The organism is Streptomyces sp. NRRL WC-3549, assembly GCF_000721935.1.
Classification (GTDB): domain Bacteria; phylum Actinomycetota; class Actinomycetes; order Streptomycetales; family Streptomycetaceae; genus Streptomyces.
The window spans coordinates 4,200-16,780 of record NZ_KL585420.1 but is presented as its reverse complement, the minus strand read 5'-3'; the positions used below and the strand labels follow the sequence as shown (position 1 = coordinate 16,780).

General features: G+C 70.3%; 9 protein-coding genes. 4 read left to right on the top strand and 5 right to left on the bottom strand.

Features of this window, described 5'->3' with window-relative positions:
• The coding region (locus tag IH13_RS42715; protein ID WP_031087908.1) for an SDR family oxidoreductase at window positions 1–110 on the top strand (110 nt) is incomplete at its 5' end.
• Window positions 111–139: 29 nt separating this feature from the next.
• On the opposite strand, the gene IH13_RS0124525 is transcribed toward IH13_RS42715, so the two are convergent.
• The 5 genes from IH13_RS0124525 to IH13_RS0124505 all read right to left on the bottom strand — a co-directional run bounded on the left by IH13_RS0124525 (window position 140) and on the right by IH13_RS0124505 (window position 5,989).
• Window positions 140–811, bottom strand: a complete 672-nt coding sequence (locus tag IH13_RS0124525; RefSeq protein ID WP_031087906.1) for a FadR/GntR family transcriptional regulator — start codon at window positions 809–811, stop codon at window positions 140–142.
• A 155-nt stretch (window positions 812–966) separates the two neighbouring features.
• Entirely contained in the window at window positions 967–2,577 is a 1,611-nt protein-coding gene (locus IH13_RS0124520; protein ID WP_031087904.1) for a glycerol-3-phosphate dehydrogenase/oxidase, read from the bottom strand.
• A 6-nt stretch (window positions 2,578–2,583) separates the two neighbouring features.
• Window positions 2,584–4,119, bottom strand: coding sequence for a glycerol kinase GlpK (gene glpK, locus IH13_RS0124515; RefSeq protein WP_031087901.1), 1,536 nt, complete (start codon window positions 4,117–4,119; stop codon window positions 2,584–2,586).
• A gap of 40 nt (window positions 4,120–4,159) precedes the next feature.
• On the bottom strand, window positions 4,160–4,951 hold the full coding sequence (locus tag IH13_RS0124510) for an MIP/aquaporin family protein (RefSeq protein ID WP_031087899.1): 792 nt from the start codon (window positions 4,949–4,951) through the stop codon (window positions 4,160–4,162).
• Between the two features lie 273 nt (window positions 4,952–5,224).
• Window positions 5,225–5,989, bottom strand: a complete 765-nt coding sequence (locus IH13_RS0124505) for an IclR family transcriptional regulator (RefSeq protein ID WP_031087897.1) — start codon at window positions 5,987–5,989, stop codon at window positions 5,225–5,227.
• A 238-nt stretch (window positions 5,990–6,227) separates the two neighbouring features.
• Here IH13_RS0124505 and metH point away from each other — a divergent pair, with 238 nt between their 5' ends.
• The 3 genes from metH to IH13_RS0124490 all read left to right on the top strand — a co-directional run bounded on the left by metH (window position 6,228) and on the right by IH13_RS0124490 (window position 12,533).
• The gene (metH, locus tag IH13_RS0124500) at window positions 6,228–9,740 is read left to right on the top strand and encodes a methionine synthase (protein WP_031087895.1); all 3,513 of its coding nucleotides are present in this window, start codon (window positions 6,228–6,230) and stop codon (window positions 9,738–9,740) included.
• A gap of 139 nt (window positions 9,741–9,879) precedes the next feature.
• Window positions 9,880–10,581 carry an HAD family hydrolase gene (locus IH13_RS0124495; RefSeq protein WP_031087893.1) on the top strand — a complete coding sequence of 234 codons (702 nt, stop codon included), beginning with the start codon at window positions 9,880–9,882 and terminating at the stop codon, window positions 10,579–10,581.
• A gap of 362 nt (window positions 10,582–10,943) precedes the next feature.
• Entirely contained in the window at window positions 10,944–12,533 is a 1,590-nt protein-coding gene (locus IH13_RS0124490) for an ABC transporter substrate-binding protein (RefSeq protein ID WP_031087891.1), read from the top strand.
• The last annotated feature ends 48 nt before the right edge of the window (window positions 12,534–12,581 follow it).

Genomic DNA, 12,581 nt, shown 5'->3' with positions numbered 1-12,581 from the left:
AGGTCGCCGCCGCCGTCGTCTATCTGGCGAGCCCGGCGGCCGCGTCCGTCACCGGTACCGCGCTCGCCGTCGACGGGGGGATGCAGGGCCTGCGCCTGCGCCCGGCCTGACCACGGCTGCGCGCACGCGTCCGGCGGCCTCACAGCGTCGAGCGCAGCCACTGCTCGACGCTGGCCACGTGCACCGTCGCCCAGGACCGGGCCGCCTCGGCGTCCCGGTCCCGGAGCGCGGCGAGGATCGCCCGGTGCTCGTGCAGGGTGCGGCTGACCGCGTCCCGCTGGGTCAGCCCGCGCCAGACCCGGGCCCGGGTCGTGGGGCCGGACAGACCGTCCAGCAGGGAGCACAGGACCGAGTTGCCGGACGACTGGACGATGCCCCGGTGGAATTCGAGGTCGCAGGCGACCAGCTCCTCCACCGAAGGGTCCGGGCCCAGTGCGTCCAGCTGCGCACCGAGCGCGTCGAGCCGCTCCTCCTCGATGAGCGGGGCCGCCATCGCGGTGGCCGCCGGTTCCAGGATCCGGCGGACCGCGAGGAACTCCAGCACCGTGTCGTCGCGGTGGAAGTCCACCACGAAGCTGAGCGCCTCCAGCAGGAGCTGCGGGTCCAGGCTCGTGACGTACGTGCCGTCGCCCTGGCGGACGTCGAGGATCCGGATGAGCGACAGCGCGCGCACCGCCTCACGCAGCGAGTTGCGTGACAGACCCAGGTCGGCCGCGAGTTCGCTCTCCTTGGGAAGCCGGTCGCCGGGCGCCAGCGCGCCCGAGACGATCATCGCCTTGATCTTCTCGATCGCTTCGTCGGTGACGGCCATGGGGGGCCTCCTCGCGCACAAGACATCCGATGTATGGAGACATTATGCGGTCCGCCGCCCTCCCCTCCGGCCACCCGCTCCCCTCCGTGCCCGCGTACCCGCGGTGGGGCCGCCCGCGGGCCCCACCGGAGCCGCCCCTCTGCCGTACGCGGTGCTCAGCCCCTCTCGGCCAGCAGCTTCTCGACCCGGGCGCGGAGGTCGTCCGTCGCCAGGCCCCGGATCGTCAGCGTCGTCCGGCGGCGCAGTACGTCGTCCGCCGTCTCGGCCCACTCGCGGTCCCGGGCGTACACCACCTGCGCCCAGATCTCCGGGGCGTCGGGGTGGATGCGCTCGGACAGCGCCGGGTCCTCGTTGGCCAGCCGGGCGATGTCGAAGGAGAGCGAGCCGTAGTGGGTGGCCAGGTGCCGTGCGGTGTCGGCCGCCATCCGCGGTCCCGGCGTCCCGCCGTCGACCAGCAGCCGGTGGGCCACCGCGTCCGGGTTGGCGATGCCCGGCAGCGGCAGCTTCTTCGGCAGCCGCGCCATCGGTTCCATGTCCTCGGCCAGCGGGTGGCCCGGCAGGGCGGCCAGCTTGTCCATCACCGTGCGGCCGATGTGGCGGAAGGTCGTCCACTTGCCGCCGGCGACCGACAGCATCCCGCCGCGGCCCTCCGTCACCACCGTCTCCCGCTTGGCCTTCGAGGTGTTGCCGGGACCGCCGGGCAGGACCCGCAGCCCGGCGAAGGAGTAGGTGATCAGGTCGCGCGAGAGCTGCTGGTCGCGGACCGAGAAGGCCGCCTCGTCCAGGATCTGCGCCGTGTCCTTCTCGGTGACCGCGACATCGGCCGGATCGCCCTCGTACTCCTCGTCGGTCGTACCGAGCAGCAGCATGTCCTCCCACGGCAGGGCGAACGTGATCCGGTACTTGTCGATGGGGGTCGCCAGCGCCGCCTTCCAGGGGCGGGTGCGCTTCAGCACCAGGTGGGCGCCCTTGGACAGGCGTATGGAGGGGGCCGCGGCCGGGTCCTCCATCTTCCGCAGGTGGTCCACCCACGGGCCGGTGGCGTTCAGGACGAGGCGGGCGTCCACCCCGAACTCCGTACCGTCCTGACGGTCCTCCAGCTCGGCGCCGGTGACCCGGCCCCGGGTGAAGCGCAGCCCGGTGACCGCGGCGTGGTTGAGGACGACGGCGCCCGCGTCGACGGCGGCGCGGACCGTCATCAGCGCCATCCGGGCGTCGTTCATCTGGTCGTCGCCGTAGACCGCGACGGCCTTCAGGTTGTCCGTCCGCAGCTCCGGCACGTCGCGCCGGGCCCGCGCCGGGCTGATCACGTGGCCGACGCCGTCGCCGAACGCGGACAGCGCCGAGTAGGCGAAGACGCCCGCGCCGAGCTTGGCCGCGCCGTGCGGTCCGCCCTTGTAGACGGGCAGGTAGAAGGTGAGCGGGTTGGCCAGGTGCGGTGCGACCTCCCGGGACACCGCCCGCCGCTCGAAGTGGTTCTCGGCCACCAGCTTCACCGCGCCGGTCTGCAGGTAGCGCAGGCCGCCGTGGAGCAGCTTGGAGGAGGCGGAGGAGGTGGCGCCGGCGAAGTCACCGGCGTCCACCAGGGCCACCCGCAGTCCGGACTGCGCGGCGTGCCAGGCGGTGGAGATGCCCAGGATGCCGCCGCCGATCACCAGGAGGTCGTACGTCGCCTTGGAGAGCTGGTCCCGGGTCTCGGCCCGGCTCGGGAGGGAGCCGGAGGCCGGGTGCGTCCCCAGTGCGGGGACGCTCTGCAGGGTGGTCATGATCCTCTACTCCTCTGCGGTGTTCTCGTCGAGCCAGCCCATCGAACGCTGGACGGCCTTGAGCCAGCTCTTGTACTCGCGGTCACGGGTGACCGCGTCCATTCGGGGTGTCCACTCGGCGGCCCGGCGCCAGTTGGCGCGCAGGGCGTCGGTGTCGGGCCAGAAGCCGACGGCGAGGCCGGCGGCGTAGGCCGCGCCGAGGCAGGTGGTCTCGGCGACCATCGGGCGCACCACCGGCGCGTCCAGGAAGTCCGAGAGCGTCTGCATCAGCAGGTTGTTGGACGTCATGCCGCCGTCGACCTTCAGGGCGGTCAGCTCGACGCCGGAGTCCTTCGTCATGGCGTCGCTGATCTCGCGGGTCTGCCAGGCGGTGGCCTCCAGGACGGCACGGGCGATGTGCGCCTTGGTGACGTAGCGGGTGAGGCCGGTGATGACCCCGCGGGCGTCGGGGCGCCAGTACGGGGCGAACAGCCCGGAGAAGGCGGGCACGAAGTACGCGCCGCCGTTGTCCTCGACCGAGGAGGCGAGCGTCTCGATCTCGGCGGCGGACTTGATCAGGCCCATCTGGTCGCGCATCCACTGCACCAGCGAACCGGTGACCGCGATGGACCCCTCCAGGGCGTACACCGGCTTCTGGTCGCCGATCCGGTACCCGACGGTCGTCAGCAGCCCGTTGTAGGAGTTCACCGGGGTGTCTCCGGTGTTCATCAGCATGAAGGTGCCGGTGCCGTACGTGGACTTGGCCTCGCCCTCGGCGAAACACGTCTGCCCGAACAGGGCGGCCTGCTGGTCGCCGAGCGCGGAGGCCACCGGCACGCCGTCGAGTACACCGCCCCTGGCGTTGCCGTACACCTCGGCGGAGGACCGGATCTCGGGCAGCACCGCGGTCGGCACCCCGATCGAGCTGCAGATCCGCTCGTCCCACTCCATGCGGTGCAGGTTCATCATCATGGTGCGCGAGGCATTGGTGACGTCCGTGACGTGGACGCCGCCGTCGGTGCCGCCGGTCAGGTTCCAGATGACCCAGGAGTCCATCGTGCCGAAGAGGATCTCGCCGCGTTCGGCGCGCTCGCGCAGCCCCTCGACGTTGTCCAGCAGCCAGCGGACCTTGGGACCGGCGAAGTACGAGGCGAGCGGCAGACCGGTCTCGCGGCGGAAGCGGTCCTGGCCGACGTTGCGGCCGAGCTCCTTGCACAGGGCGTCGGTGCGGGTGTCCTGCCAGACGAGGGCGTTGTGGACCGGCTCGCCGGTGTTCTTGTCCCAGAGCAGCGTGGTCTCGCGCTGGTTGGTGATGCCGATCGCCTTGACGTCGGCGGCGGTGATGCCCGCCTTGACGACCGCCCCGGCGACGACCTCCTGGACGTTCTCCCAGATCTCCTTGGCGTCGTGCTCGACCCAGCCCGGCTTCGGGAAGATCTGTTCGTGTTCCTTCTGGTCGACGGAGACGATCCGGCCGTCCTTGTCGAAGACGATGCAGCGGCTGGACGTGGTGCCCTGGTCGATGGCCGCGATGAACGGGCCGGTGGTGTGTGCGTCGGTCACGGTGTGCTCCCGGAAGTCTGTGTGGTGGTGAAGGTGCGCCTCAGGCGAAGGCGAGGTTGTAGAGGCCGCCGGCCAGGGCGCCGCCGACCAGCGGTCCCACTACCGGTACCCAGGCGTAACCCCAGTCGGACCCGCCTTTGTTCGGCAGGGGCAGCAGGGTGTGCACGATGCGCGGGCCGAGGTCGCGTACGGGGTTGATGGCGTATCCGGTGGGCCCGCCGAGCGAGAGGCCGATGCTGACGACGACCAGCGCGGTGATCAGCGCGCCGAGCGGGCCGAGACCGTTGCCCTCATCGTTGAGGCCCTGGGTGAGGATCGCCAGGATCAGCACCGCGGTGGCGATGACCTCCGTGACCATGTTCTGCACCGCGTTGCGGATCTCGGGGCCGGTGGTGAAGACACCGAGCACCGGGCCCGCCGCCGGGGCCGTCGACTGGTCGACCATGCCCTCCTCGGCGGGCTGCGCCTCGATGACCTCGGGGTCGGTCAGATGCGCGTGGAACTGCCCGTAGTACACCGCCCAGACCAGCACCGCGCCGATCATCGCGCCGAGGAGCTGCGAGGCCAGGTACAGCGGGACGTCGCCCCAGGGGGTGCCGCCCTGGATCGCGAGTCCGAGGGTGACCGCCGGGTTGAGGTGGGCGCCCGACACGCCCGAGGAGATGTAGGCCGCGGTCAGGACGGCGAAGCCCCACCCGAAGGCGATGGCCACCCATCCGGCGTTGTACGCCTTCGAGCGCTTGAACGTGATGGCGGCACAGACACCGCCGCCGAGCAGAACCAATATGGCGGTACCGATGGTCTCGCCGATGAAGATGTCGGAGCTGGACACCGCGACTCCTTTGTCCTTCGTCCAGGGGAACGCGGTCCGTCGAGTCCGTCCGATGAACCGCGCCCCAGGTGGGTATCCCCCATGTGCGGGTACGCCACCTGTAGAGGGCTTGACCGGCCCTCGGCACTGTCACACCCTAACTCCTATTGCCGTTTAGTGTTCGACAATGCCGACCGGTGAACGGCAGTGTTTCCTCCCGGCGGAGACGCGTCAAGGGTTTCGGGCAGCCGAATGCGGTGGGGGACGAGCTCGTCACCCGGGGTGGAGGCGTGCTCAGAAGCGGTTGGCGCCCAGGTCCCGCGAGACCGCGCGGGCGCAGTCGCGGACCGCGGTGATCAGCTCGGGGCGCAGCTCGCCCCCGGGGCGGATGCGTTCGACCGCGCCGGTCACGGCCACCGCGCCCACGGGCATCCGGCGACGGTCGTGGATGGGGGCCGCCACCGCGGCCACGCCCTCCCAGGTCTCCTCCGCGTCCGCGGCCCAGCCCCGCGCCCGTACGGTGTCCAGCAGGGCCTGGAACTCGATGCCGCCGGTCACGGTGTGCGGGGTGAAGGCCTGCCGCTCCGCCTCGGCGGCCTCGCTGGAGGCGACCGGGTCGTAGGCGCAGAGCACCTTGCCCAGGGCGGTGGAGTGCAGCGGCTGCATGGCCCCGACCTCCAGTACCTGGCGGCTGTCGTCGGGCCGGAAGACGTGGTGGACGATCAGTACGCCGCGCTGGTGGAGGACGCCGAGGTGGACGCTCTCGCCGCTGGAGCGGGCCAGGTCGTCGGTCCACACCAGGGCGCGGGCCCGCAGCTCGTGGACGTCCAGGTAGCTGTTGCCCAGCCGCAGCAGTTCGGCGCCGAGCTGGTAGCGCCCGGACGCCGGGTCCTGCTCGACGAAGCCCTCGTGCTGCAGGGTGCGCAGGATGCCGTGCGCGGTGCCCTTGGCCAGTCCCAGCGCGGAGGCGATGTCGGACAGTCCGAGCCTGCGCTCGCCTCCCGCCAGCAGACGCAGCATCGCCGCTGCCCGCTCCAGCGACTGGATGTTCTTGGCCATCGCGCCGTACTCCTCCACCTCGGTTCGACAATGCTGAACACTATCGGTCGATGCCGAACTTTGTCCGGTGGTGCGATCGGTTCGCGCCGACACCCGGCCCGGTTGGCCCACCGCACAGCATGCAGTCCGTCTGCTGGAACGCGACGACCGGCCCCGGCGGTCCCCGGCTACCCTGGCCGCGTGCCCCCTCCACCGAAGGGGCGAAGCCGACAGCCGTCGCATCCCAGGGAGAACACCCATGGCCTCGTTGCCGACCCCTTCCGCCGACAGCCGGAACCGAGCCGCAGCCCTCCGTGAGGCACTCGCCACCCGCGTGGTGGTGGCCGACGGTGCCATGGGCACCATGCTGCAGGCCCAGGACCCCACCCTCGACGACTTCCAGAACCTCGAGGGCTGCAACGAGATCCTCAACGTCACCCGCCCGGACATCGTCCGCTCCGTGCACGAGGAGTACTTCGCGGTCGGCGTCGACTGCGTCGAGACGAACACCTTCGGCGCCAACTTCGCGGCCCTCGGTGAGTACGACATCCCCGAGCGGGTCTTCGAGCTCTCCGAGGCGGGCGCGCGCATCGCCCGCGAGGTGGCGGACGAGTTCACCGCCTCCACCGGGCAGCAGCGCTGGGTGCTCGGCTCCATGGGGCCGGGCACCAAGCTGCCGACCCTGGGCCACGCCCCGTACGCCAAACTCCGCGACGCCTATCAGCAGAACGCCGAGGGCATGATCGCCGGCGGCGCCGACGCCCTCCTGGTGGAGACCACCCAGGACCTGCTCCAGACCAAGGCGTCCGTCATCGGCGCCCGGCGCGCCCTCGCGGCCACCGGCGCGGACCTGCCCGTCATCTGCTCCGTCACCGTCGAGACCACCGGCACCATGCTGCTGGGCTCCGAGATCGGAGCCGCGCTCACCGCGCTGGAGCCGCTCGGCATCGACATGATCGGCCTGAACTGCGCCACCGGCCCGGCCGAGATGAGCGAGCACCTGCGCTACCTGGCCCGGCACTCCCGTGTCCCGCTGTCCTGCATGCCGAACGCGGGCCTGCCGGTCCTCGGCAAGGACGGCGCCCACTACCCGCTCTCCGCCGAGGAGCTCGCGGACGCCCAGGAGACGTTCGTGGCCGACTACGGCATCTCCCTGGTGGGCGGCTGCTGCGGTACGACCCCCGAACACCTGCGCCAGGTCGTGGAGCGGGTACGCGGCCTCGCCCCCGGCGTCCGTGAACCGCGCCCGGAGCCGGGCGCCGCCTCGCTGTACCAGAGCGTCCCCTTCCGCCAGGACACCTCCTACCTGGCGATCGGCGAGCGTACGAACGCCAACGGGTCGAAGAAGTTCCGCGAGGCCATGCTGGAGGCGCGCTGGGACGACTGCGTGGAGATGGCGCGCGACCAGATCCGCGAAGGCGCCCACATGCTCGACCTCTGCGTCGACTACGTCGGCCGTGACGGCGTCGCCGACATGGAGGAGCTGGCCGGCCGCTTCGCCACCGCCTCCACCCTGCCCGTCGTGCTGGACTCCACCGAGCTGCCCGTACTGCGCGCGGGCCTGGAGAAGCTGGGCGGACGTGCGGTGCTCAACTCCGTCAACTACGAGGACGGGGACGGGCCCGAGTCGCGGTTCGCCAAGGTCAGTGCCCTGGCCGCCGAGCACGGCGCGGCACTGATCGCGCTGACCATCGACGAGGAGGGCCAGGCCCGCACCGTCGAACACAAGGTCGCCGTCGCCGAGCGGCTCATCGAGGACCTGACCGGGAACTGGGGCATCCGCGAGCCGGACATCCTCATCGACTGCCTGACCTTCACCATCTGCACCGGTCAGGAGGAGTCGCGCAAGGACGGCATCGCCACCATCGAGGCGATCCGCGAACTCAAGAAGCGCCACCCCGACGTCCAGACGACGCTCGGTCTGTCGAACATCTCCTTCGGGCTCAACCCCGCCGCGCGCGTCGTGCTCAACTCCGTCTTCCTCGACGAGTGCGTCAAGGCCGGCCTCGACTCCGCGATCGTGCACGCCTCGAAGATCCTCCCGATCGCCCGGCTGGAGGAGGAGCAGGTCAAGGTCGCGCTCGACCTCGTGTACGACCGGCGCGCCGAGGGCTACGACCCCCTGCAGAAGCTCATGGAGCTCTTCGAGGGCGTCAACATGAAGTCGATGAAGGCGGGCAAGGCGGAGGAACTGCTCGCCCTCCCGCTGGACGAGCGCCTCCAGCGCCGCATCATCGACGGCGAGAAGAACGGCCTGGAGGCGGACCTGGACGAGGCCATGCTGACCCGGCCCGCCCTGGAGATCGTCAACGACACCCTGCTCGCGGGCATGAAGGTCGTCGGTGAACTGTTCGGCTCGGGCCAGATGCAGCTGCCCTTCGTCCTCCAGTCCGCCGAGGTGATGAAGAGCGCGGTGGCCCACCTGGAGCCGCACATGGAGAAGACCGACGACGAGGGCAAGGGCACCATCGTGCTGGCCACGGTCCGCGGTGACGTCCACGACATCGGCAAGAACCTCGTCGACATCATCCTCTCCAACAACGGCTACACCGTCGTCAACCTGGGCATCAAGCAGCCGGTCTCGGCGATCCTGGACGCGGCCGAGCAGCACAAGGCCGACGTCATCGGCATGTCCGGCCTCCTGGTGAAGTCCACGGTGATCATGAAGGAGAACCTGGAGGAGCTGAACCAGCGCAAGATGGCGGCCGACTACCCGGTGATCCTGGGCGGCGCCGCCCTCACCCGGGCCTACGTCGAGCAGGACCTCCACGAGGTCTACGAGGGCGAGGTCCGCTACGCCCGCGACGCGTTCGAGGGGCTGCGCCTGATGGACGCCCTGATCGCGGTCAAGCGCGGGGTGCCCGGCGCCACCCTTCCCGAGCTGAAGCAGCGCCGGGTGCCCAAGCGGGACACCCCGCTGCCGGAGGAGGCCCCGGCGGAGGAGGGCGTACGCTCCGACGTCTCGGCCACCAACCCGGTGCCCGAGCCGCCCTTCTGGGGCACCCGCGTCGTCAAGGGCATCCAGCTCAAGGAGTACGCCTCCTGGCTGGACGAGGGCGCCCTGTTCAAGGGCCAGTGGGGCCTCAAGCAGGCCCGGGCCGGCGACGGCCCCAGCTACGAGGAGCTGGTGGAGACGGAGGGCCGCCCGCACCTGCGGGGCTGGCTCGACAAGCTCCAGACCGAGAACCTGCTGGAAGCCGCCGTCGTCTACGGCTACTTCCCGTGCGTGTCCAAGGGCGACGACCTGATCCTCCTCCACGAGGACGGTTCCGAACGCACCCGCTTCACCTTCCCCCGCCAGCGCCGTGGCCGCCGCCTGTGCCTCGCGGACTTCTTCCGCCCGGAGGAGTCGGGGGAGCGGGACGTGGTCGGCCTCCAGGTCGTCACCGTCGGCTCGAAGATCGGCGGGGAGACCGCCAAGCTCTTCGAGGCCAACTCCTACCGCGACTACCTGGAGCTGCACGGTCTGTCCGTCCAGCTCGCCGAGGCCCTCGCCGAGTACTGGCACGCACGGGTCCGCAGCGAGCTGGGATTCTCCGGTGAGGACCCCTCGGACGTGGAGGACATGTTCGCGCTCAAGTACCGCGGCGCGCGGTTCTCCCTCGGCTACGGGGCCTGCCCCGACCTGGAGGACCGGGCCAAGATCGCGGCGCTGCTGGAACCGGAGCGCATCGGCGTCCAGCTCTCGGAGGAGTTCCAGCTCCACCCGGAGCAGTCCACCGACGCGATCGTCATCCACCACCCCGAAGCCAAGTACTTCAACGCACGGTAAGGCGCTGTTCGACGCGCGGTGACCTGATCTCCACGCACCGTACCCGCGCGAGTCGTACACTGGTCGGTCCAGTGCAGGCCGGTCGCCGTTCCCCGCGGGACGGCGGCCGGCCTTCTCGTCCCCCATGGAGGTGTGCCGGATGACCAGTACGGTCCCCGCGTCCCTGACCCGTACGGCCGAAGGCTCGGCGCTGCAGGCCGTCCTGCTCGACATGGACGGCACGCTCGTCGATACCGAGGGTTTCTGGTGGGACGTGGAGGTCGAGGTCTTCGCCGACCTCGGCCACCGGCTCGAGACCGCCTGGCGCGACGTGGTCGTCGGAGGGCCGATGACCCGCAGCGCCGGCTACCTCATCGAGGCCACCGGTGCGGCGATCGGCATCGAGGAGCTCACCGTGCTGCTCAACGACCGCTTCGAGAAGCGCATCGGACGCGGGGTGCCGCTCATGCCGGGGGCCGCACGGCTGCTGGCCGAGCTCGCCGCGCACGAGGTGCCCACCGCGCTGGTCTCCGCCTCGCACCGCCGGATCATCGACCGGGTGCTGGACTCGGTCGGCCACCACCACTTCGCGCTGACGATCGCCGGGGACGAGGTGACGCGTACCAAGCCCCACCCCGAGCCCTACCTCGCCGCGGCCGCCGGCTTCGGAGCCGAACCAGGGCGGTGCGCGGTCATCGAGGACACCGCCACGGGGGTCGCCGCGGCCGAGGCCGCGGGCTGCCGGGTGGTCGCGGTGCCGTCCGTCGCACCGATCGCGCCGGCGCCGGGGCGGGCCGTCGTCCCGTCCCTCGAACACGTGGATCTCGCATTTCTGAAGGGCCTGGTAACCGGAAAGGGATGACCCGCACACCGAGCGTCCCCTTGTGGACGAACGGCGAACACCTTGCCGTGAAGATGTGCGCGTCCGCCTCTCGAAATCCGCCTAAATCAGGTTCATGACAATCCGCGATGCGGGCCCCCGGCGTGAGCTTCGTCACTCCGGGTCACCCGCGTCTGCTCGCCTGAGCGGCCCGCCCGCACGTCCGGGGCAGGTATAAGTCCGGGTTCATGAAGGGCTGTACGAAACATTCCCGAGGGGGTGGTGGACACCCCGTCATGGCTGATCACCGAGTGGATACGCCGCCTGGTTGCACCGGTCAACCACCCCTGCGGCGCCTACTAATCTCGGTTTTCTCACATGACGGAATGAGGGAGAACGGCCAGATGAACCGCAAGACGCTGGTGCTGCCCGCCGTGGTGGGCCTGCTCGCCCCCGTGCTCGCCGCCTGTGGCGGGTCGGACGGCGGCGGCGATGCCATCGTTGTCGGGACCACGGACCAGTTCGTCGCCTCGAAGGACAACCCGGCCCCGCTCGACCCGGCGATCGGCTACGAGGCGGGCGTCTGGAACGTCCTGCGCCAGACCGTGCAGACGCTGACCCACATCCCGCGCGGCGGCGGCGAGCCGGTGCCGGAGGCGGCGGAGAGCTGCGAGTTCACCGACCTGGAGAACGAGAGCTACCGCTGCACCCTGCGCGAGGGCCTCACCTTCGCCGACGGCACGCCCCTCACCCCCGAGGACGTGAAGTACTCCGTCCAGCGTGTCATCGACATCAAGGAGGAGAACGGCCCGGTCGGTCTGCTCGACAACATCGACACGATCGAGACCAAGGGGGAGGACCAGATCGTCTTCCACCTGAACACGCCGGACGCGACCTTCCCGTACAAGCTGGCGACCCCGGCCGCCGGCATCGTCCAGAAGGACAAGTACCCGGCCAAGTCCGCCCGCGAGGGCTTCCAGGTCGACGGCTCCGGCCCGTACACGATGAAGCCCGAGGTCGACGGTGACCAGGTCGTCAAGGTGGTCTTCACCAAGAACCCGAAGTACAAGGGAGACCTGAAGGTCCTCAACGAGAAGGTCGAGCTGAACCTCTTCCCCGACTCCACCGCGATGGGCAAGGCGCTCGACGACAAGAAGATCGACATGATGACGCGCACCATGTCGCCCGAGCAGTCGCAGAAGATGCTCGTGGAGCCCCAGGAAGGCGTCAAGCTCACCGAGATGCCGGGGCTCGCCATCAGCTACCTCGCGTTCAACACCGAGGAACCCGTGGTGAAGGACAAGGCGGTGCGCCAGGCCGTCGCCCAGGTCATCGACCGCGGCGAGATCGCCGGTGAGGTGTACGGGAGCACGGCCGAGCCGCTCTACTCGCTCATCCCGTCGGGCATCACGGGGCACACCAACTCCTTCTTCAACACCTACGGCGAACCCAGCGCCGCCAAGGCGGCCAAGACCCTCCAGGAGGCCGGTATCAGCACCCCGGTCTCCTTCACGCTCCACTACACGACCGATCACTACGGCTCCGCCACCGCCACCGAGTTCAAGGCGCTGGCGAAGCAGCTCAACGCCTCCGAGCTCTTCGACGTCGACGTCGAGGGCGCCCCGTGGTCCAAGTTCCGCCCCGCCCAGAAGAAGGGCGAGTACGCGGTCTACGGCATGGGCTGGTTCCCGGACTTCCCGGACCCGGACACCTACACGGCGCCGTTCCTGGACAAGAACAACTTCCTGAACTCGCCGTACCGGTCCACCGTCACCCAGACGACGCTGATCCCCGAGTCCCGCAGCGCGGCCGACCGCAGCGCGGCCTCACCGATCTTCGAGAAGATCCAGGACATCGTTGCCAAGGACGTCCCGGTCCTCCCGATCTGGCAGGGCAAGCAGTACGTCGCCTCGCTCGAGGGCCTGACCGGGGTGGAATGGGCCGTCACCTCCTCGGCCGACCTCCAGCTCTGGGAGCTCGGCAAGGGCGCCTGACGCACCCGCGTGGGAACGGGTCCGGCCCGGGGCGGTGTGCCCCGGGCC